19 protein-coding genes are annotated in these 19,490 nt (G+C 67.1%); 13 read left to right on the forward strand and 6 right to left on the reverse strand.

Features of this window, described 5'->3' with window-relative positions:
• The first annotated feature begins 18 nt into the window (after positions 1–18).
• The 4 genes from Q0P60_RS09385 to hemC all read left to right on the forward strand — a co-directional run bounded on the left by Q0P60_RS09385 (position 19) and on the right by hemC (position 3,943).
• A complete protein-coding gene (locus Q0P60_RS09385) occupies positions 19–678 on the forward strand; it encodes a dienelactone hydrolase family protein (RefSeq protein ID WP_294991659.1) in 660 nt (219 codons plus the stop codon).
• A gap of 3 nt (positions 679–681) precedes the next feature.
• Positions 682–1,725 carry a sensor histidine kinase gene (locus tag Q0P60_RS09390; protein ID WP_294991662.1) on the forward strand — a complete coding sequence of 348 codons (1,044 nt, stop codon included), beginning with the start codon at positions 682–684 and terminating at the stop codon, positions 1,723–1,725.
• A gap of 4 nt (positions 1,726–1,729) precedes the next feature.
• Positions 1,730–2,467 (forward strand): LytTR family DNA-binding domain-containing protein, encoded by a 738-nt coding sequence (locus tag Q0P60_RS09395; RefSeq protein WP_294991666.1) that lies wholly within the window; start codon positions 1,730–1,732, stop codon positions 2,465–2,467.
• A 564-nt stretch (positions 2,468–3,031) separates the two neighbouring features.
• Positions 3,032–3,943, forward strand: a complete 912-nt coding sequence (hemC, locus tag Q0P60_RS09400; protein ID WP_294991670.1) for a hydroxymethylbilane synthase — start codon at positions 3,032–3,034, stop codon at positions 3,941–3,943.
• 80 nt (positions 3,944–4,023) lie between these two features.
• Here the strand turns inward: hemC and Q0P60_RS09405 are convergent, their stop codons facing one another.
• Both Q0P60_RS09405 and Q0P60_RS09410 read right to left on the reverse strand, forming a co-directional pair.
• On the reverse strand, positions 4,024–4,800 hold the full coding sequence (locus Q0P60_RS09405) for a DUF481 domain-containing protein (RefSeq protein ID WP_294991674.1): 777 nt from the start codon (positions 4,798–4,800) through the stop codon (positions 4,024–4,026).
• Between the two features lie 106 nt (positions 4,801–4,906).
• Positions 4,907–5,509: a hypothetical protein gene (locus Q0P60_RS09410; protein ID WP_294991677.1), complete on the reverse strand. Its 603-nt coding sequence runs from the start codon at positions 5,507–5,509 to the stop codon at positions 4,907–4,909.
• A gap of 82 nt (positions 5,510–5,591) precedes the next feature.
• On the opposite strand from Q0P60_RS09410, the gene Q0P60_RS09415 reads away from it, so the two are divergent.
• Both Q0P60_RS09415 and Q0P60_RS09420 read left to right on the forward strand, forming a co-directional pair.
• A complete protein-coding gene (locus Q0P60_RS09415) occupies positions 5,592–6,563 on the forward strand; it encodes a YafY family protein (RefSeq protein ID WP_110713816.1) in 972 nt (323 codons plus the stop codon).
• A gap of 25 nt (positions 6,564–6,588) precedes the next feature.
• Positions 6,589–7,383 (forward strand): MetQ/NlpA family ABC transporter substrate-binding protein, encoded by a 795-nt coding sequence (locus tag Q0P60_RS09420; RefSeq protein ID WP_294991682.1) that lies wholly within the window; start codon positions 6,589–6,591, stop codon positions 7,381–7,383.
• A 97-nt stretch (positions 7,384–7,480) separates the two neighbouring features.
• Here Q0P60_RS09420 and glpK read toward each other — a convergent pair whose 3' ends face one another.
• The 3 genes from glpK to Q0P60_RS09435 all read right to left on the reverse strand — a co-directional run bounded on the left by glpK (position 7,481) and on the right by Q0P60_RS09435 (position 11,364).
• Positions 7,481–8,980 (reverse strand): glycerol kinase GlpK, encoded by a 1,500-nt coding sequence (gene glpK, locus Q0P60_RS09425; protein ID WP_294991684.1) that lies wholly within the window; start codon positions 8,978–8,980, stop codon positions 7,481–7,483.
• Between the two features lie 102 nt (positions 8,981–9,082).
• Positions 9,083–10,570: a glycerol-3-phosphate dehydrogenase gene (gene glpD / locus Q0P60_RS09430; RefSeq protein ID WP_294991687.1), complete on the reverse strand. Its 1,488-nt coding sequence runs from the start codon at positions 10,568–10,570 to the stop codon at positions 9,083–9,085.
• Between the two features lie 158 nt (positions 10,571–10,728).
• The gene (locus Q0P60_RS09435) at positions 10,729–11,364 is read right to left on the reverse strand and encodes an OmpW family outer membrane protein (protein ID WP_294991692.1); all 636 of its coding nucleotides are present in this window, start codon (positions 11,362–11,364) and stop codon (positions 10,729–10,731) included.
• 186 nt (positions 11,365–11,550) lie between these two features.
• Here Q0P60_RS09435 and Q0P60_RS09440 point away from each other — a divergent pair, with 186 nt between their 5' ends.
• The 3 genes from Q0P60_RS09440 (at position 11,551) to lpdA (ending at position 15,845) form a co-directional block, all read left to right on the forward strand.
• The gene (locus Q0P60_RS09440) at positions 11,551–12,066 is read left to right on the forward strand and encodes a DNA-deoxyinosine glycosylase (RefSeq protein WP_294991697.1); all 516 of its coding nucleotides are present in this window, start codon (positions 11,551–11,553) and stop codon (positions 12,064–12,066) included.
• Positions 12,067–12,233: 167 nt separating this feature from the next.
• A complete protein-coding gene (gene aceF, locus Q0P60_RS09445; protein WP_294991700.1) occupies positions 12,234–13,928 on the forward strand; it encodes a dihydrolipoyllysine-residue acetyltransferase in 1,695 nt (564 codons plus the stop codon).
• Positions 13,929–14,036: 108 nt separating this feature from the next.
• Positions 14,037–15,845 carry a dihydrolipoyl dehydrogenase gene (lpdA, locus tag Q0P60_RS09450; protein WP_294991704.1) on the forward strand — a complete coding sequence of 603 codons (1,809 nt, stop codon included), beginning with the start codon at positions 14,037–14,039 and terminating at the stop codon, positions 15,843–15,845.
• Positions 15,846–16,056: 211 nt separating this feature from the next.
• On the opposite strand, the gene Q0P60_RS09455 is transcribed toward lpdA, so the two are convergent.
• Positions 16,057–16,875: a hypothetical protein gene (locus Q0P60_RS09455; protein WP_294991709.1), complete on the reverse strand. Its 819-nt coding sequence runs from the start codon at positions 16,873–16,875 to the stop codon at positions 16,057–16,059.
• Between the two features lie 459 nt (positions 16,876–17,334).
• Here Q0P60_RS09455 and Q0P60_RS09460 point away from each other — a divergent pair, with 459 nt between their 5' ends.
• The 4 genes from Q0P60_RS09460 to Q0P60_RS09475 all read left to right on the forward strand — a co-directional run bounded on the left by Q0P60_RS09460 (position 17,335) and on the right by Q0P60_RS09475 (position 19,488).
• Positions 17,335–17,700 (forward strand): hypothetical protein, encoded by a 366-nt coding sequence (locus Q0P60_RS09460; protein ID WP_006394654.1) that lies wholly within the window; start codon positions 17,335–17,337, stop codon positions 17,698–17,700.
• A 31-nt stretch (positions 17,701–17,731) separates the two neighbouring features.
• Positions 17,732–18,532 carry a F0F1 ATP synthase subunit A gene (atpB, locus tag Q0P60_RS09465; RefSeq protein ID WP_049466592.1) on the forward strand — a complete coding sequence of 267 codons (801 nt, stop codon included), beginning with the start codon at positions 17,732–17,734 and terminating at the stop codon, positions 18,530–18,532.
• Between the two features lie 73 nt (positions 18,533–18,605).
• Positions 18,606–18,911 (forward strand): F0F1 ATP synthase subunit C, encoded by a 306-nt coding sequence (atpE, locus tag Q0P60_RS09470; RefSeq protein WP_005411133.1) that lies wholly within the window; start codon positions 18,606–18,608, stop codon positions 18,909–18,911.
• Positions 18,912–19,017: 106 nt separating this feature from the next.
• Positions 19,018–19,488 carry a F0F1 ATP synthase subunit B gene (locus tag Q0P60_RS09475; RefSeq protein WP_005419512.1) on the forward strand — a complete coding sequence of 157 codons (471 nt, stop codon included), beginning with the start codon at positions 19,018–19,020 and terminating at the stop codon, positions 19,486–19,488.
• Positions 19,489–19,490: the final 2 nt, after the last annotated feature.

The raw sequence follows: 19,490 nt of genomic DNA on the forward strand, positions 1-19,490 counted from the left end.
ACTTGAAGGAGCCGCATCATGCTGCAAACGGTGGAACAGGAGACCGGCGCCTCGCCGCAGTGGTCGGTGATCTGGCTGCATGGCCTCGGCGCCGACGGCCACGACTTCGCGCCGATCGTGCCGGAACTGGTGCGCCCGCACTGGCCGGCACTGCGCTTCGTGTTCCCGCACGCGCCGGTGCGGCCGATCACGATCAACAACGGCGTGCCGATGCGTGGCTGGTACGACATCGTCGGCATGGACTTCCGTTCGCGTGCCGACATGGCCGGCGTACAGGAATCGGTGCTGCAGCTGGACGCGCTGATCGCCCGCGAGATCGAGCGCGGCATCGCGCCGCAGCAGATCTTCCTGGCGGGCTTCTCGCAGGGCGGCGCCATCATCCTCACGGCTGCGCTGTCGCGCACCGCGCCGCTGGCGGGCCTGATCGCGCTGTCCACCTATCTGCCTGAAGCCGAAGCTGCCAAGCGGGTTGAAGGCGCGGTGCAGGTGCCGGTGTTCATGGCGCATGGCAGCAGTGATCCGGTGATCCCGCAGGCAGTGGCCGCTCACAGCGCGGAGGCGCTGGCGGCACTCGGCCTGCAGGTGGAATGGCACAGCTACCCGATGGCCCACCAGGTCTGCGCCGAGGAGATCCAGGCGCTGGCTGACTGGTTGCAGGAACGGCTGGGCGCTGCCTGAGCCATGCCGCCGGCCAGCACGCCGCCGTGGATGCCGGAACTGTGCCGCCTGCCGCGGCTGGCGGCGATGCTCGGCCTGGCCGAGCTGGTGGTGGTGGTGCTGGCGCTGGCCCCGGATGGCAGCCGCCACTGGACCTTCGGTGAACTGCTGTCGGCCAGCGGCTTCGCGTTGTGGCTGGCGCTGGCCGTCACCGCCAGCCTGTGCCTGCTGCGGCAGGCACTGTCGAGGCTGCCGCAGGTGCTGGGTGCGGCCGCGGCGATCGCACTGGCCAGCCTCATCGCCGTAGTCTGCGCCGGCATCGTGCATGCGTTGTACGCCGTGCTGGGAGACAACTTCGCCAGCGGCATCAGTTTCTGGCGTTTCACCCTCGGCAGTGCGTCAACCACCGCGCTGATCACCGCATTGGCCCTGCGCTATTTCTACGTGAGTGATCGCTGGGCCGCGCAGGTGCAGGCCAACGCGCGCGCGCAGGCCGATGCGCTGCAGGCGCGGATCCGTCCGCATTTCCTGTTCAACAGCATGAACCTGATCGCCAGCCTGCTGCATCGCGACCCGGCCGTGGCCGAGCGCGCGGTGCTGGACCTGTCCGATCTGTTCCGTGCCGCGCTGGGGGCAGGCGAGGGCGATTCCACCCTGCGCGACGAATGCGAGCTGGCAGAGCGTTATCTGTCGATCGAATCGCTGCGCCTGGGTGAGCGCCTGCAGGTACGCTGGCAGCGTGACGAGCCGCTGCCGTGGGACCTGCCATTGCCGAGGCTGGTGCTGCAGCCGTTGGTGGAAAATGCCGTGCTGCATGGCATCTCGCGCCTGCCGGAAGGCGGCACCATCGAGCTGCAGGTGCTGCGCGAAGGCCAGGAACTGCAGATCCGCGTGCGCAATCCCGCGCCGGATCCGCAGGCCCCTGGCCTGGCCTTGGCGCGGGGCGCCGGCCATGCCCAGCACAGCATCGGCCATCGGTTGGCCTGGCGCTTCGGCAGCGCCGCGCGGATGACGGCTGGCTGGAGCGAGGGCTACTATGCCTGCCAGGTGACAGTGCCGATCCAGTGAGGGAATGATCGTGAGGGTAGTCATCGCCGATGACGAACCGCTGGCGCGCGAACGCCTGCGCAGCCTGCTGGCGGCGCAGGAGGGCGTGCACGTGGTGGCCGAGGCCGGCAACGGCGAGCAGGCCCTGCACGCCTGCGCGGAGCTGCAGCCGGACCTGGTCCTGCTGGATATCGCGATGCCCGGGCTGGACGGCCTGGAGGCAGCCCGCCATCTGGCCAGCTTCGAACCGCGGCCGGCGGTGGTGTTCTGCACCGCCTACGACGCGCATGCACTGTCGGCCTTCGAGGCGGCGGCAATCGACTACCTGATGAAGCCGGTGCGTGCCGAGCGCCTGGCGGCGGCGATCGCACGGGCGCGCACTTTCCTGGCCGGCCGTGACGGCCAGCCGCAGGACAGCGGCGGGCAGCAGGCCCGCAGCATGCTGTGCGCGCGCCTGCGCGGCAGCCTGCGCCTGATTCCGCTGGATGACATCCACTACCTGCAGGCCGAGGAGAAGTACGTGGTGGTGCACCACGCGCGCGGCGAGGACCTGATCGAGGAATCGTTGAAGTCGCTGGAGGAGGAGTTCGCCAGCCGCTTCATCCGCATCCACCGCAACTGCCTGGTGGCACGCCACGAACTGGTGGAGCTGCGCCGTGGCTCGGGTGGGCAGGTGCAGGCGGTGCTGCGGCATGGCAAGCAACCGCTGGAGGTCAGCCGCCGCTGCGTGGCGACGCTGAAGCAGGAACTGCGGCATCTGTGAGGTTCCGCGCGGCCTGCGGCCGCGACTGCTTACAGATCAAGATCAACAGCAACAGCAACAGCAGGTTGGTCGGCTCGTTGTTGTTACGTGCTGGGTCTGGCCGGGGTGGGATGGCGGGACACGCCGTAAACCCATCCATGGGGGCTCGATGGCGCCATCCATGGCGCCAACGGTCCCACCACCCCACCCCGGCCCAACCCTCTCGTTCTCCACTGCATCGGGCAGCAAAGGCGTTGGTGTTATCGGGTGGGGAAAGGGGGGGCAGATCCCTTTTCCTGCGGAAAAGGGATCTGACCCCGGAAGTCATCGGCTGTTGCCTTTGCTTCTGCTTTTTTCTTTTGATCTTCCGTGGCTGGCGCGCACGGAAACTGTCAGAGGACGGGCGGGGTGGGTTCGCGGGGGTGTCCGCAGCATGGATGCCGCGGCCAAGCCTCCACGGACGGATTCACGGCGTCCCCCGCGAACCCACCCCGCCCGGCCAAGCGCGATAGATCCAGCCGACGCACCAGCCACGAGGGGCTCCGCCGTTGGCCGTATGCCGCCGATAGGCGCGATAATGACTGGATGGAAACCGTCCGCATCGCCACCCGCAAGAGCCCGCTCGCCCTCTGGCAGAGCGAACACGTCGCCGACCGCCTGCGCCAGGCCTACCCCGGCCTGCATGTGGAACTGGTGCCGATGAGTACCCGCGGCGACGAGGTGCTGGATCGCTCGCTTGCCGCGATCGGCGGCAAGGGCCTGTTCCTGAAGGAGCTGGAGCTGGCGATGCTGCGCGGTGAGGCCGACTGCGCGGTGCACTCGCTGAAGGACGTGCCGATGGAACTGGATGCGCCGTTCGCGCTGCCGGCGATGCTGACCCGGCATGATCCCGCCGACGGCTTCGTTTCCAACCTGTATGCCTCGTTGAACGCGCTGCCGATCGGGGCGCGGGTCGGTACGTCGTCGCTGCGACGACAGGCCCAGCTGCGCGCGCTGCGCCCGGACCTGGAACTGCTGGACCTGCGCGGCAACGTCAATACCCGGCTGGCCAAGCTCGACAACGGCGGCTACGACGCCATCGTGCTGGCCGTGGCCGGGCTCGAGCGGTTGGGCCTGGGAGCGCGCATCGTCGCGCGCCTGCAGCCGCCGCAGTGGCTGCCGGCACCGGCGCAGGGGGCAGTGGCGGTGGAATGCGATGGTGGCAATACGCGCCTGATGGCGCTGTTCGCCGCGCTGGATGACGCGGCCACCCGGGCCTGCGTGGAAGCCGAGCGGGCAATGAACCGTGCGCTGCATGGCAGCTGCCACGTGCCGGTGGCGGCCATCGCGCAGTGGCAGGGGGACGACCTGCACCTGCAGGGCCTGGTCGGCAGTGCCAGTGATGGCCGCGCGGTGCGCGCCGAGGCGGTGGGCCCGGCCAGTGACCCGGACGCGCTGGGCCAGCGCGTGGCCAGGCAGTTGCTGGATGATGGCGCCGGCGAGCTGTTGAACGTCTGAGCATTGCCGGGCTTGCCGGGCTTGCCGGCCAGCGGCCGGCTCTACAGAAAGGAGAACGGGCGCCTGGGCGCCCGTTCTGCTTATTTGAACTTGTAGACCACGTTCATCGTGGTCAGCGTATCGGTCTTGCGCTTGTCCTCGGCCACGTCACTGTTGTAACGCGCCTGCCAGCCGGCCTTCAGCGCCAGGTGCTCGTTCATGCTCACCGAAACGCCGAAGTCGTTCTGGCCGAAGGTGTTGTACGAACCCGATTCCACCAGCAGGGTGTTGACCAGGTCGGTGTTGTCGGTCAGCGAATACTTCAGGTCGAACAGGCCGCGGCCGATCATGCCGGTGCGGGTGCGGTCGTCTTCGGTGCTGTGGGTGCGGCGCACACCGGGGCCGATCTGCGCGTCGAAGGAGAAGCGCTCGGTGTTCCACAGGCGGGTGCCGTAACCCAGACCGAACGAGCTCTGGCGGTCGTAGGTGGCGAAGTCGTCGCGCTCGGTACGCACCGTCGCGGTCAGCTGGCGGTGCTCGCCCAGCTGCAACGCGCTGCCGGCGCTGCCGGTGTAGCGGTTGGCGGTGGTGTTGTTGCGGCGGGTGGTGCTGCCGTCGGCGTTGGTCTCGCTCACCTTGGAGCTGGAACGCAGGCCGAACAGGTCCATGCTGTGCACCCAATCGCCATCGGTGTAACGCAGGCGCAGGCGGCCGTTGAAGCTCTCGGTGCTGCTGTTGCCGCGGGCCGAGGCGAAGCCGAGCTCGCCGCCACTGCCGCTCCACGGCGAGGACATCGCCGCCAGTTCGGAGGCATCCTGCGCGTACGCCAGTGGCGCGCACAGCAGCAGGGGGATCAGCAGGGACACGCGCAGGGACATCGAGGCTTCTCCGAAGCGGTTAACAGCCGGTGATGATACTGGAAGCGTGACGACCGTCCGAATCGATTCAATGTTCGCTTCAGCGAACGTTGCCGCGATCGCCTATTCAGGGCAGATCGACGCGCACTGCCGGGTCATTGAAGCGCGAATAGCGCAGGCGCAGCTGGAAACTGCGGCCGTTGCTGCTGCCGCTGCGCACGATCTGCCGCGGCAGTCCCTGCGCATCCACCCAGTACTCCAGGCGTTCGCCGGCCTGGGCGCCGCGCAGGCGGTAGTGACGGGTCTCGACCCCGTCCAGGGGCTGGCTGCCCAGATCCTCGGCCTGCAGCCCGGCGGGCAGGGCATCGGCCGGCAGCGGGTTGCGCCACTGTTCGAGCAGGCCCGGCGGGGTCGGTACCTGGCGGACCGCACCGTCGGCCTGCAGGAACATGGTGTCGCCGATGATCGTCTGCGGCCCGGCCGGGGTCTGTACCCGGAACCGGTCGGGGGCGACGAAGTCCAGGGAACTGCGCACCGGTTGCGGCGCACCCAGCACCTCCAGCTCGGCATGGAAGCTGCGCAGCGCGGCGAAGCGCTGGCTGGCGCCCAGCACCGCCTGTGCCGGATCGGCGGCCGGTACCGGCGCTTCGGTGCTGGCCGGCAGGGGCGCGCGATCGCAGGCGGCCAGCAGCAGGCAGGCCAGCAGGGACAGGGCAGGCAACCGGCGCATCGGGCATTCCAGTGGGGGTGGGGGCGACCACGATAGCCCAAACGTCCCACACAAGACCCGCGACTCGGACATAATCGGGGGCATGGACCGATACGAACGCATCACCGCCCTGCATCGTCTGCTCAAGTCCGCACGCTATCCGGTGACGGTGGCGACCCTGCAGGACAAGCTCGGTTGTTCCCGTGCCACCGTCTACCGCGACCTGGCCTTCCTGCGCGACGCGCTGATGGCGCCGATCGAGGGTGACGGCGAGGCGGGCTTCCGCTACCAGGCCGACGAGAGCGACCGCTTCGAGCTGCCCGGCCTGTGGTTGAGCTCGGAGGAGCTGCACGCCCTGCTGGCCTCGCAGCATCTGCTGGCGCGGACCGGCGGCGGCGTGCTGTCCTCGGTGCTGGCGCCGCTGCAGCAGCGCATCGAAAGCCTGCTGGCGGCCCAGGCCGGCGTCTCCAGCTGGCCGGTCGACCGCGTCCGGGTGATCCCGCACCGCGGCCGCAAGTTCGATGAAGGCAGCTTCCGCAGCGTGGCCTCGGCCGTGCTGGAGCGCCGCCAGCTGGCATTCGAGTACCGCGCCCGCTCCACCGACGAGCCGACCCGGCGTACGGTGTCGCCGCAGCGCCTGACCCACTACCGCGACAACTGGTACCTGGATGCCTGGGACCATGACCGCGAGGCCCTGCGCAGTTTCGCCGTGGACCGCATCCACAAGGCGCGGGTGATCGACAGCACCGCGCGCGATGTTGCCGACAGCGAGCTCGACGAGCAGCTGGGCGCCAGCTATGGCATCTTCTCCGGCGCGCCGAAGGGCTGGGCGACCATCCTGTTCAGCGCCAAGGCCGCGCGCTGGGTGGCCGACGAGCACTGGCACTCCAAGCAGCAGGGCCGCTTCCTGGCCGATGGCCGCTATGAGCTGAAGGTGCCGTACAGCGTCTCGCGCGAGCTGCTGATGGACGTGCTGCACTATGGCTCGGATGCCGAGATCATCGAGCCGGTGATGCTGCGCGAGCAGGCCAAGGCGCTGCTCGAGCTCGCGCTCAGCAACTACGACAATTCCTGACACTCCCCCGAGAACCCTTCCGCCCATGAAGAAGACCCTGTTGCTGCCCCTGCTTGCCGCTGCGCTGGCCCTGACCGCCTGCGGCAAGTCCGGCGAGCCCTCGCAGAAGCTGGTGGTGGCCGCCACGGCCGTGCCGCACGCCGAGATCCTCGAAGTGGTCAAGCCGATCCTCAAGCAGGAAGGCGTGGACCTGGACGTGCGCGTGTTCAACGACTACGTGCAGCCCAACGACCAGCTGGTGCAGAAGCAGGTGGATGCCAACTACTTCCAGACCGAGCCCTACCTGGATGCCTACAACCGTGACCGCAAGACCGACCTGGTGAAGGTGATCGGCGTGCACATCGAGCCGTTCGGTGCGTACTCGCGCAAGATCAAGTCGCTGGCCGAGCTGCGTGAGGGCGCCGACGTGGTGATCCCGAACGACCCGAGCAACAACAGCCGTGCGCTGATCCTGCTGCACAAGGCCGGGGTGATCGAGCTGAAGGATCCGGCCAATGCGCTGTCGACCCAGCGCGACATCGTCGCCAACCCGAAGAACCTGAAGTTCCGCGAGCTGGACTCGGCGATGCTGCCGCGCGTGCTGGACCAGGTCGACCTGGCCCTGATCAACACCAACTACGCGCTGGATGCCGGCCTCAACCCGACCAAGGACGCGCTGGCGATCGAGAGCAAGGATTCGCCGTACGTGAACTTCCTGGTCGCACGCCCGGACAACAAGGACGATGCCCGCGTGCAGAAGCTGGCCAAGGCGCTGACCAGCCCGCAGGTGAAGGCCTTCATCGAGACCAAGTACAAGGGTGCGGTGCTGCCGGCATTCTGACCGTACCGTAGCGCCGGCCGCTGGCCGGCAACGTCTTTCCGTTAGCGCCGGGCGCATGCCCGGCTGCGCGGCAGCCGGCCAGCGGCCGGCACGGCCTTCAATCGACGTGGAAGGCGAGGGTCGCGGCGACCGCCTGCTGCCAGCCTGCGTACAGCTTTTCGCGCCGGGCCACGTCCATCTGCGGCACGAAGCGCCGGTCCAGCCCCCATTGCGCGGCAATCTGCTCGCGGCTGGACCAGAATCCCACCGCCAGGCCGGCCAGGTAGGCCGCGCCCAGCGCGGTGGTCTCGGTCAAGCGGGGCCGCAGCAGCGGTACGCCGAGGATGTCGGCCTGGAAGCCGGCCAGGAAGTCGTTGCCGATGGCACCGCCATCGGCACGCAGCTCGGTCAGTGCGATGCCGGCATCGGACTGCATCGCATCAAGCACGTCGCGGGTCTGGTAGGCCATCGCCTCCAATGCCGCGCGCACGAAGTGCGCCTTGCGCGTACCACGGGTCAGGCCGAACATCGCACCGCGTACATCGCTGCGCCAATAGGGGGCGCCGAGGCCGACGAACGCCGGCACCAGGTAGGCGCCGCCACTGTCGGGTACCTGCGCCGCCAGCGCCTGGCTGTCACTGGCGCGCTCGATCATGCGCAGGCCGTCGCGCAGCCACTGCACCACCGAGCCGGCAATGAAGATCGAGCCCTCCAGCGCGTACTCCACGCGCCCGTCCAGGCCCCAGGCGATGGTGGTCAGCAGGCCGTTGCGCGAACGCACCGCCTGCGTGCCGGTGTGCATCAGCATGAAGCAGCCGGTGCCATAGGTGTTCTTGACCATGCCCGGCTGGAAGCAGGCCTGGCCGAACAGCGCGGCCTGCTGGTCACCGGCGATGCCGGCGATCGGGATCGGATGATCGAAGAAGAACTGCGGCCGGGTATGCGCGTACACCGAACTGGAGTCACGCACCTGCGGCAGCATCGCGCGCGGGATGTCCAGCAGCGCCAGCAGGTCATCATCCCAGTCCAGCGTATGGATGTTGAACAGCAGGGTGCGTGCGGCGTTGCTGTAGTCGGTCACGTGTGCCTGGCCGCCGCTGAGGTTCCACACCAGCCAGCTGTCGATGGTGCCGAACAGCAGTTCACCCCGCTCGGCGCGTTGTTGTGCACCCTCCACGTGGTCCAGGATCCAGCGCACCTTGGTCGCGGAGAAGTAAGCGTCGATCAGCAGGCCGGTGCGTTCGCGGACCAGGGCTTCATGCCCCTCGGACTTCAACCGCTCACAGAGGGCGTGGCTCTGCCGCGACTGCCAGACGATGGCGTTGTGGATCGGCTGGCCGGTGGCGCGATCCCAGACCACGGTGGTTTCGCGCTGGTTGGTGATGCCCACCGCGGCGATATGGCGTGGGTCGATCTGGCCGCGGCTGAGCACTTCGGTCAAGGTCGCATAGACGCTGGTGAGGATCTCGCGCGGGTCATGCTCGACCCAGCCCGGCTGCGGAAAGATCTGCGCGAACTCGCGCTGTGCGCTGCCGACGATGTCGCCGGCACGGTCGAACAGGATCGCGCGCGAACTGGTGGTGCCCTGGTCGATGGCCAGCACGTAGCGGGGCGTCATGCAGCATCTCCGGTAGGGCGGTCAGGGTAACTTACCTTTCTCTCTGTAGCGCCGCGCCATGCTCGGCTGTTTCTGCACAACGCAGCCGGGCGTGGCTCGGCGCTACAGGCTGGGGTGCTCCATCCATGCCCGCAGCCGCGCGATCTGTGCCTGGTCCAGCTGCAACCCCAGCTTGCTCCTGCGCCACAGCACGTCCTCCGCGCTGCGTGCCCATTCGTGGTCGCGCAGGAAGGTCACCTCGCGCGCATGCAGGCCGGCACCGAACGCCTCGCCCAGATCGTCCGGGCCCTGCACGCCCTGCAACAGCGTCGCACTGCGGCTGCCGTAGGCCCCCGCCCAGCGCCGCGCGATGTCGGCCGGCAACCAGGGCGCCTGCGCCAGCAGGCGTGCGTGTGCCTGTGCGGCGTCGCCCCAGTCGCTGCCCGGCAGCGGGTCGCCTGTTGCCGTCCAGGCCGGTCCCATGCCGGGCAGGGCGGGGCGCAGCAGCTCCAGCGCTTCCTCGGCCAGCACCCGGTACGTGGTCAGCTTGCCGCCGAGCACATGCAGCGCCGGGGCCGGGTCGGACTGCAGCTGCAGCCGGTAGTCGCGGCTCAGCTTCGCCGCATGCGGGTCCGGATCGGCCAGCAGTGGGCGTACGCCGGCGAACTGCCAGACCACCTCACCTGCACGGATGGGCTCACGCAGGTAACGATTGGCGGCCTCGCACAGGTAGGTGATCTCGGAAGGCAGCACGCTGCAGCGCGCCGGGTCGCCGCGGTAGTCGGTGTCGGTGGTGCCGACCAGCAGGTGATCGTGGGCGAACGGTAGCAGGAACACCACCCGGCCGTCGGGCTGCTGCAGCAGGCAGGCACTGTCATCGGGCCAGGGCCGGCGCAGCACGATGTGGCTGCCCTGCACCAGGCGCAGGGCCGGGCCACCGCTGCGCGCCTGCATCCGTTCCAGCAGGCCGCCGGCCCAAGGGCCAGCGGCATTGGCGACGGCACGCGCGGTCACGCTGTGCTGCCGGCCATCGGCGGTTTCCAATGCAGCCTGCCAGCGGCCCTGCGCGGGGTGCAGCCCGGTGCAGCGGCAGCGTACCTGCACCTGCGCGCCGCGCTGGGCGGCATCCAGTGCGTTGAGCAGGACCAGCCGCGCATCATCGACCTGTGCATCGGCGTAACTGAACGCCTGCCGCAGGCCCGGCAAGAGCCAGCGGCCGAGCACGTCGGCGTGCAGGTCCAGCCGGCGCGAGGCGGCGAAGGCCGGGCTGCGCCGGCCGAGGTGGTCATACAGCCACAGGCCGATGCGCAGCATCCAGCGTGGGCGCAGATGCGGTTCCCAGGGCAGCACGAAGCGCAACGGATGGACCAGGTGGGGTGCCTGCCGCCGCACCACTTCGCGCTCGCCCAGCGCTTTGCGCACCAGGCCGAACTCACCCTGTTCCAGATAGCGCAGGCCACCGTGGATCAGCTTGCTGCTGGCACTGGACGTATGCGCGGCCAGGTCATGCTGTTCGCACAGCAGGACGCGCAGGCCGCGGCCCGCGGCATCACGGGCGATGCCGGCACCGTTGATGCCGCCTCCGATCACCAGCAGGTCGATTTCGTGCATCGTGCCTCCGCATCCGGTCTGTATCTAGAGTCGAGCCATACTCGACTCACGTTCCAAACAGTCGAGCACGGCTCGACTCTACAGACAGCGGGTGACGGAAACGACGACGGGCCCCGAAGGGCCCGTCGCGGTACATCAATGAAGCGGTGCTGCGTGGATCAGAAGCGGGCGCCGATGCCGAAGCCGACGGTCCACGGATCCATCTTGGCTTCGCCGATCTTCTCGCCACCAACCTTCACGTCCGGGCGGGCGCGCATGTAGCGGGCGTCAGCACGGGCGAACCAGGTGGAGTTGATGTTCATGTCCACACCGACGGTGCCGATCACGCCCTTGGCATCCTTCAGGCGGATGTCGGAGCTGCTGCCGTCGGCCAGCTTCTCGCTGCTGAAGCTCGACTGGTAGTAACCGACGCCCACGAACGGACGGAACACGTTGTCAGCCTGACCGAAGTGGTACTGGCCGCTCAGCGCGACCGGCTGCTGCTCGACCGAGCCAACGCGGGCGTTGTTGGGGCCCTTGAACTTGTTGTCGAACTTGTCGGCGGCGCCCCACAGTTCAACGGCCCAGTTGTCGTTGACGTAGTAGCTGAAGCTGACGGTCGGCGCCGGGCCACCATCGGTCTTCTTGATGCCGTCGATCGGATCATTCTTCGGCTGCAGCAGCGAGATGCCGCCAACCACGGCAAAATGCTTGCCCGAAGCGGTATCGGTGGTGCTGCTGTCCTGGGCGAAAGCGGCCGGCGCGAACGCGGCGGAGGTCAGCAGGGCGAGACTCAGGATACGGATGGAGCGCATGGGGGTATCTCCTAATGTTTCTTGTTTTGGGCCCCCGGTTGCGGGGCGAGCACACCGTAGTCGCCCCAACATGAATCGAATCCGACGCGCGTTAAAAAAAGGTTTTCCTTGTTCAGCGATCAGCTCGAAAAGCCTGTATTCATGGGCTTTTCGGCAATCGCCAACATTCATTCAGTTGGAGAAGATGTGAGCACGGCGACGATGTGCATCGGCCTGCAAGCGCAGGTGAACGTGGAGTGCCGGGTGCTGTTGCTGGGCTCGATGCCGGGCGTGGCGTCGTTGCAGGAGCAGCGTTACTACGCCCATCCACGCAATCGATTCTGGCCGCTGCTGGCGGATATCTGCGGGTTTGAGCTGGAATTGCCGTATGCGCGCAGGCTGCAGGCCCTGCAGGAAGCGGGTGTGGGCCTGTGGGATGTGATCGGCCAATGCGAACGGCGTGGCAGCCTGGACGCCGACATCGTGCGTGGCACGGAAGTGCCCAATGCGCTGCCGGCACTGATCGCCTCGCTTCCTGAGCTGGAGCTGATCGGCTGCAATGGCAGTGCGTCGATGCAGGCCTTCCAGCGCTGGGTACTGCCACGCCTGGAGGCCCCGCCACGGCTGCTTGCGCTGCCCTCCACCAGCCCGGCCAATGCCGCGTGGTCGTTGCCGCGCCTGCGTCTGGCCTGGCAGCCGGTGGCCGACGCACTGGCGACATGAAGCGGACATGGTCCGGACAATACGCTACCGACTGGTCGCGGCCGCAACCCATGGGCAACAGCGTGTCCCGGCTGCGTGCGTACTGAAAACACCTGTAACGGTTGGCGCTGGCCCCCGCTGGCCGCACAATAGACGTTTCCCTACACCAGATTGCCGGAGTTATCCCCATGGCCGAAATCAAGGAAGCACTTGTCCCCGATATCGGTGACTACAGCGATATCCCGGTAATCGAGGTGCTTGTCGCCGTCGGCGACACGGTCAGGAAGGACCAGGGCCTGGTGACGCTGGAAAGCGACAAGGCGACCATGGAAGTGCCGTCCTCGGTGGCCGGCGTGGTCAAGGAACTGAAGGTCAAGGTTGGCGACAGCCTGTCCGAAGGCAAGGTCGTGGCTCTGATCGAAGTGGCCGAAGGTGAAGCCGAAGCCGCCAAGCCGGCCGCCGCACCGGCACCGGCCAAGGCCGCTGCTCCGGCGGCCGCCACCCAGAGCGCGCCGGCCGCGGCCGCAGCAGCCCCGGCCACCAGCGGTGGCGCGGTTGAAGCCCTGGTGCCGGATATCGGCGATTACGCCGGCATTCCGGTCATCGAAGTGCTGGTTGCGGTCGGCGACACGGTCAAGAAGGACCAGGGCCTGGTCACGCTGGAAAGCGACAAGGCCACCATGGAAGTGCCGTCTTCGGTGGCCGGTGTGGTCAAGGAGATCAAGGTCAAGGTGGGTGACAACCTGTCGCAGGGCAACGTGGTCGCCATCATCGAGGCCGAAGGCGCTGCCGCGCCGGCCCCGGCACCGGCCAAGGCCGCTGCCCCGGCCCCGGCGGCTGCAGCGCAGCCCGTGCAGGCGGCCCCGGTTGCCGCCGCTGCTCCGGTGGCTGCCGCGCCGTCGGCCGGTAGCCCGGCCAGCCCGCCGGTGCAGTTCAACGCCGATGGCGTGCTGCCGGCCAAGGTGCCGTACGCCACCCCGGCGGTGCGCGTGTTCGCCCGTGAACTGGGCGTGGACCTGCTGCAGATCAACGGTACCGAGAAGGGCGGCCGCATCACCAAGGCCGACGTGCAGAAGTTCGTCAAGGCCGCGCTCAGCGGTGGCGTGCCGGCCACAGGCGGTGGCGCTGTCGCCGCCGGTGGCGGCCTGAACCTGCTGCCGTGGCCGAAGGTCGATTTCAGCAAGTTCGGCGAGACCGAAGTGCAGCCGCTGTCGCGCATCAAGAAGATCTCCGGCGCCAACCTCGCCCGCAACTGGGCGATGATCCCGCACGTCACCCAGTTCGAGCAGGCCGACATCACCGACCTGGAAGGCCTGCGCGTGGCGCTGAACAAGGAGAACGAGAAGGCCGGCATCAAGCTGACCATGCTCGCCTTCCTGATCAAGGCCAGTGCCGCGGCGCTGAAGAAGTTCCCGGAATTCAACGCGTCGCTCGATGCCAGCGGTGAAAACCTGACCCTGAAGAAGTACTTCCACATCGGCTTCGCTGCCGATACGCCGAACGGCCTGGTCGTGCCGGTCATCCGCGACGTGGACAAGAAGGGCGTGGTGCAGATCGCGCAGGAAACCGGCGAACTGGCCAAGAAGGCGCGTGACGGCAAGCTCGGCCCGGCCGACATGAGCGGCGGTTGCTTCTCGATCAGCTCGCTGGGCGGCATCGGCGGCACCGCGTTCACTCCGATCGTCAACGCACCGGAAGTGGCCATCCTCGGCGTCTCCAAGTCGTCCATCCAGCCGGTCTGGAACGGCAAGGAATTCGCGCCGAAGCTGATGCTGCCGCTGTCGCTGAGCTACGACCACCGCGTCATCGATGGCGCGCTGGCCGCACGCTTCACCACGTACCTGTCGCAGGTACTGGCCGACATGCGCCGCGTGCTGCTGTAAGGCACCCGCTTCGCCCCCACCGTGCGGCCGCTGCCCCTGGCGCGGCCGCCTGACGAAACGCAGTGACAGCCCGCCGGCGGCGCCGGCCGGGCACGAGGAAAACCCACCATGGCCACGATTGAAGTCAAGGTTCCCGACATCGGCGATTACAGCGATGTGCCGGTGATCGAAGTGTTGGTCGCCGTCGGCGACACGGTGAAGAAGGATCAGGGTCTGGTGACCCTGGAGTCGGACAAGGCCACCCTGGAAGTGCCGTCCTCGGCCGCCGGCGTGGTCAAGGAACTGAAGGTCAAGCTCGGCGACAGCCTTTCCGAAGGCGCCGTGGTCGTGGTGCTGGAAACCGAGGGTGCCGCCGAGGCCCCGGCCAAGGCCGCTGCGCCGGCCCCGGTGGCAGCCGCCCCGGCCAGCAAGCCGCCGGTGACGCCGTCGCACCGTGCCCCGGCCGAACCGGCTGCGCCGAAGCCGGCGCTGTCCAGCGGCAAGCCGGCCGACATCGAATGCGAAATGGTCGTGCTGGGCTCGGGCCCGGGCGGCTACACCGCGGCCTTCCGCGCCGCCGACGTCGGCCTGGACACGGTGCTGGTCGAGCGCTACGCCAGCCTCGGCGGCGTCTGCCTCAACGTCGGCTGCATTCCGTCCAAGGCGCTGCTGCATGCCGCCGCGGTGATCGACGAAGTGGCCCATGCCGGTGACTTCGGCGTCGAGTTCGGCAAGCCGACCATCACCCTGGACAAGCTGCGCGAGTACAAGGAAAAGGTCGTCAACCAGCTGACCAAGGGCCTGGCCGGCATGGCCAAGCAGCGCAAGGTCCGCAATGTGCAGGGCGTCGGCAGGTTCCTCTCGGCCAACGAGCTGGAGATCACCGCCGCCGATGGCAGCACCCAGCTGCTGCGCTTCCAGAAGTGCATCATCGCGGCCGGTTCGCAGGCGGTGAAGCTGCCGAACTTCCCGTGGGACGACAAGCGCGTGATGGATTCCACCGATGCGCTGGAGCTGGCCGAAGTGCCGGGCTCGCTGCTGGTCGTCGGTGGCGGCATCATCGGCCTGGAAATGGCCACCGTGTACAGCGCACTGGGCAGCAAGGTCACCGTGGTCGAGTTCATGGACCAGCTGATGCCGGGCGCCGACAAGGACCTGGTCAAGCCGCTGGCCGACCGCCTGAAGAAGCAGGGCATCGAAGTGCACCTGAAGACCAAGGCCTCGGGTGTCACCGCCGACGCCAAGGGCATCACCGTGACCTTCGACGCGGCCGAGGAAGGGCAGTCGCCGGCACTGGCGCAGGGCACCTTCGATCGCGTGCTGGTGGCGGTGGGTCGTTCGCCGAACGGCAAGAAGATCGATGCCGAGAAGGCCGGCGTGCAGGTCACCGAGCGTGGCTTCATTCCGGTCGATCGCCAGATGCGTACCAACGTGCCGCACATCTTTGCCATCGGCGACATCGTCGGCAACCCGATGCTGGCGCACAAGGCCACGCATGAGGGCAAGCTGGCCGCCGAAGTGGCCGCCGGGCACAAGAAGGAGTGGGTGGCACGGGTGATTCCGTCGGTGGCCTACACCAACCCGGAAATCGCCTGGGTCGGCGTGACCGAGACCGAAGCCAAGGCCAAGGGCCTGAAGGTCGGCGTGGCCAAGTTCCCGTGGGCAGCCAGCGGCCGTGCGATCGGCATCGGGCGTACCGAGGGCTTCACCAAGCTGATCTTCGACGAAGAGACCCACCGCATCATCGGTGGTGCGATCGTCGGCGTGCATGCCGGTGACCTGCTGGCCGAGATCGGCCTGGCGATCGAGATGGGCGCCGAGGCCGAAGACATCGGCCACACCATCCACGCCCACCCGACGCTGAGCGAGTCGGTGGCGATGGCGTCGGAAATCTACGACGGCACGATCACCGACCTGTACATGCCGAAGAAGAAGTAAGGCGTCCGCGCCTTCTTCGAGTAGAAAACCCCGGCCCTGGCCGGGGTTTTCTGCTTTGAGGGGCCGCGCGCGGGTGCTGGCGCCGCGCTGCCAGCCCGTGTCGCCTGGACGCCGGCGTGAGCCGAAGCGCGCGACGCGGAAACAAAAAAGCGCGGCCCCGATGTACCGGAGGCCGCGCCAGGAGAGAGAGTGCCGTGGAAGGGGCGGGGGATCAGAACACGAAGCTGACGCCGGCGACCGGACCCTTGAATTCCTGCTTCAGGCCGATGGTGCCATCGCTGCCCTTCTTGTCCGCGTCGAGCTTGAACCAGTCGTAGCCGGCGAACACGCCGAAGTTCCTGGTGAAGCGGTAGTCGACGATGGCGTTGGCGCGGCTCAGGTCACCCTTGTAGTCGTCGAAGCTGCCCCAGCGGGTGTTGAGGTACTGGCCCTGCACGGTGATCATCCACTTCTCCGACGGGGTGAAGCTCAGCCGTGCACCGACCACCGGCGCCACGCCGTCGGTCTTCTCGTTGAGGAACTGGCCTTCATACACCGTGCCCAGGTCGGCATAGGCCTTGCTGCTCACCTTGGCGTACTCGGCGCCGATCTGCAGGCCGAGATCGAAGGTATCGGTATCTACCACCGAGTAGTCATAGACCAGGCTGGCCACCTGGTACTTCAGCTCGCCCTTGACGAAGCTGCCGGACGGCACGTTGACGTCACCGAAGGAGATGTCCTGGCCGAGGGTCTCGCGGCGGTCCTTGTCGTACTTGAAGTAGTTGAACAGCAGGCGCTGGCGGTTGCTGATGCGGAACATGCCGTCGATGCGCGGTTCCCACTCCTTGCCCCCCAGCTTGAAGTCCTCGGAGAAGCCGATGTCCTGCCCGGCCACGTTGGTCTTGCCGCGGATCGTATTGTCCGAGTCGATGTTCATTGCACCCAGGCGCAGGGCGAAGCGGTCATCGCCTTCGGCGGCGTGGGCGGCATTGGCGAACGAGGCGCCGGCGGCGAGCAGGGAGAGGGCGAGCAGGGTGGGTACGGAGCGCATCGAAGAGTCCTTGCAGTGGTTCATCAGAATGAAATCCACTGTGCCGGACAGGGCCGTCCACCATCCGTGAACGTATGGTCCACGGGGTGTGCACGGTTCAGCGCTGTCGACACGCTGCAAAAAGATGGCCCCGGAGCCGGGCTTCGGGGCCATCGTGGGACCTGCGGGGCGGAGCGTCGACGAGGTTGCTGCAGGCAGGTCACAGGATCGGACCCGGCCGTGCGGCGAAAGTTCCGCGGCCTGCGACCAAAGTTCAATATTGCGCTGCAGCATCATGCGGACGTCATTGTCCCCCGGGTGGCACGCAAAAATGTAACCGTTACCGCAACTTGCGGCTTCCCGGGATGAACAGGGAGCGGTTGTCTCGCAAATTGTCCCATTGCTATAATTTGGCGGCTCGATGAGGCCCCCCTGCTGTAGCCGCCTCAGCCCTCCACTTGCAACCACGCGGGACGTCCTGTGCTGAACTCCGTTGATGCGGGTCGGCGACTGATGCTGCGCGCCGCGGTCTACCCGCTGGCCGCAGTGGCTGTCCTGGCCCTGGCCTTCCTGCTGGTAGGTCCGAAATATGCCCTCGGCGCGCTGGCGTCCGGTGTGGCCATTTCGGCCGGTGGCTGGGTTGCAGCGCGGATGGCACTGGGTGGCGGGGCACTGGCCGCAGGATCGGCGATGGCTCGCCTGATCATTGCGATCGTGGCCAAGTGGGTGGTGGTATTCGGCGTCCTGCTGGTGGGGTTCCTGGTCTTCAAGCTGCCTGCACTGGCGCTGTTGGCCGGTATCGCCGTCGGCTTGATGTTCCAGGTCCTGGCCATGGCCAGGCGTTGACAGAATTCAATTAACTGAAGGTTCCGGACACATGGCGGGCGAGGCTCTAACCCCTACCAGCTACATCCAGCATCACCTGCACAACCTGACCGCGCCGGTCGGCAAGGGTGAGGGTATGTTCTGGCATATCCACGTCGATACCTTCCTCACCGCGGTCCTGATGGGCCTGGTGATCGTTGTCGCGTTCTGGCTGGGTACCCGCAAGGCCACCGCCGGCGTGCCGGGCAAGTGGCAGGCCTTCGTCGAGATCTGCCTGGAGTTCGTCGACCGCCAGGCCAAGGACACCTATCACGGCAAGAGCAAGCTGGTCACGCCGATCGCCATCACGATCTTCTTCTGGATCCTGATGATGAACCTGATCAAGATGATCCCGGCCGACTTCATCGCCAAGCCGCTGGAATGGGCGGGCATCCACTACTGGAAGCCGGTGCCGACCGCCGACGTCAATGCCACCCTGGGCATGGCCATCAGCGTGTTCTTCCTGATGCTGTTCTTCGCGCTGAAGTCCAAGGGCCTGCTCGGCTTCATCAAGGAATTCCTGACGGCGCCGTTCGGCAAGTGGATGATGCCGTTCAACCTGATCCTCAACATCGTCGAGTGGCTGAGCAAGCCGATCTCGCTGGCGATGCGACTGTTCGGCAACATGTTCGGCGGCGAAATCGTGTTCCTGCTGATCTGGGTGCTGGGTGGTGCCGGTTTCTTCGGTGCCATTGCCGGTGGTGCGTTCGGCCTTGGCTGGATGCTGTTCCACCTGCTGGTGATCCCGCTGCAGGCCTTCATCTTCATGATGCTGTCGATCGTGTACCTGAGCCTGTCGGAAGACGCTCACTGAGTTTCAAGCTTCAACGCGTTTCAACCTTCATCCGTTTCATCACCCTTAGCAACTTAAGTTCCTGGAGATAACCATGTACTTCGCCGTCCTGACCAACTTCGCGCAGATTCAGAGCTCCACCGCCCTTGCCGTCGGCATCATGATCGGCCTGGCCGCGCTGGGCGCCGGTCTGGGTCTGGCCATCATGGCTGGTAAGTTCCTGGAGTCGGCCGCTCGCCAGCCGGAACTGATCCCGGTCCTGCAGGTCCGCATGTTCATCACCGCCGGCCTGATCGACGCCGCGTTCATCATCTCGGTCGCCGTTGGCCTGCTGCTGGCCTTCGCCAACCCGCTGTCGGCTGCCTTTGCTGGCGCCGTCACCAAGGCTCTGGCCGGCTGATACAGCGGTTTGAGACGACCGGGTGCTGATGCACCCGGTTTCGGATGAAGGCCGGATGCGCCGCTACGGCGGCGCGTCCACCCCGAAACCAGCGATCGAGCTAACCATGAATATCAATTTCACCCTTCTTGCGCAGGCGCTGGCCTTCGCTGGTCTGATCTGGATCATCGCGACCAAGATCTGGCCGCCGCTGATGAACGCGATCGAAGAGCGCCAGCAGAAGATTGCTGAAGGCCTCGCTGCTGCCGACCGCAGCCAGAAAGATCTGGCCCAGGCGCAGGAGAAGGTCAACGAAGCGCTGAAGGAAGCCCGCACCAAGGCCAACGAGATCATCGATCAGGCCCACGCGCGTGCCAACCAGATCGTCGATGCTGCCCGTAACGAAGCGATCACCGAAGCCACCCGTCAGAAGGAACTGGCCCAGGCTGAAATCGACGCCGCCGCCAACCGTGCCCGTGAAGATCTGCGCAAGCAGGTGTCCGCGCTGGCCGTGACCGGTGCCGAAAAGCTGCTCAAGCGCGAAATCGACGCCAACGCCCACAAGGCGCTGCTCGACGAGCTGGCCTCGGAGATCTAAGG

The organism is uncultured Stenotrophomonas sp. (assembly GCF_945952405.1).
GTDB lineage: Bacteria > Pseudomonadota > Gammaproteobacteria > Xanthomonadales > Xanthomonadaceae > Stenotrophomonas.

Bases quoted from the DNA above. Each gene is read 5' to 3' on its own strand.
- Q0P60_RS09385 (WP_294991659.1), top strand. From the start codon at position 19: ATGCTGCAAACGGTGGAACAGGAGACCGGCGCCTCGCCGCAGTGGTCG.
- Q0P60_RS09395 (WP_294991666.1), top strand. From the start codon at position 1,730: ATGATCGTGAGGGTAGTCATCGCCGATGACGAACCGCTGGCGCGCGAA.
- hemC (WP_294991670.1), top strand. From the start codon at position 3,032: ATGGAAACCGTCCGCATCGCCACCCGCAAGAGCCCGCTCGCCCTCTGG.
- Q0P60_RS09435 (WP_294991692.1), bottom strand. From the start codon at position 11,364: ATGCGCTCCATCCGTATCCTGAGTCTCGCCCTGCTGACCTCCGCCGCG.
- Q0P60_RS09475 (WP_005419512.1), top strand. From the start codon at position 19,018: ATGAATATCAATTTCACCCTTCTTGCGCAGGCGCTGGCCTTCGCTGGT.
- Q0P60_RS09405 (WP_294991674.1), bottom strand. From the start codon at position 4,800: ATGTCCCTGCGCGTGTCCCTGCTGATCCCCCTGCTGCTGTGCGCGCCA.
- glpD (WP_294991687.1), bottom strand. From the start codon at position 10,570: ATGCACGAAATCGACCTGCTGGTGATCGGAGGCGGCATCAACGGTGCC.
- glpK (WP_294991684.1), bottom strand. From the start codon at position 8,980: ATGACGCCCCGCTACGTGCTGGCCATCGACCAGGGCACCACCAGTTCG.
- aceF (WP_294991700.1), top strand. From the start codon at position 12,234: ATGGCCGAAATCAAGGAAGCACTTGTCCCCGATATCGGTGACTACAGC.
- atpB (WP_049466592.1), top strand. From the start codon at position 17,732: ATGGCGGGCGAGGCTCTAACCCCTACCAGCTACATCCAGCATCACCTG.
- Q0P60_RS09455 (WP_294991709.1), bottom strand. From the start codon at position 16,875: ATGCGCTCCGTACCCACCCTGCTCGCCCTCTCCCTGCTCGCCGCCGGC.
- Q0P60_RS09415 (WP_110713816.1), top strand. From the start codon at position 5,592: ATGGACCGATACGAACGCATCACCGCCCTGCATCGTCTGCTCAAGTCC.
- lpdA (WP_294991704.1), top strand. From the start codon at position 14,037: ATGGCCACGATTGAAGTCAAGGTTCCCGACATCGGCGATTACAGCGAT.
- Q0P60_RS09420 (WP_294991682.1), top strand. From the start codon at position 6,589: ATGAAGAAGACCCTGTTGCTGCCCCTGCTTGCCGCTGCGCTGGCCCTG.
- Q0P60_RS09390 (WP_294991662.1), top strand. From the start codon at position 682: ATGCCGCCGGCCAGCACGCCGCCGTGGATGCCGGAACTGTGCCGCCTG.
- Q0P60_RS09410 (WP_294991677.1), bottom strand. From the start codon at position 5,509: ATGCGCCGGTTGCCTGCCCTGTCCCTGCTGGCCTGCCTGCTGCTGGCC.
- atpE (WP_005411133.1), top strand. From the start codon at position 18,606: ATGTACTTCGCCGTCCTGACCAACTTCGCGCAGATTCAGAGCTCCACC.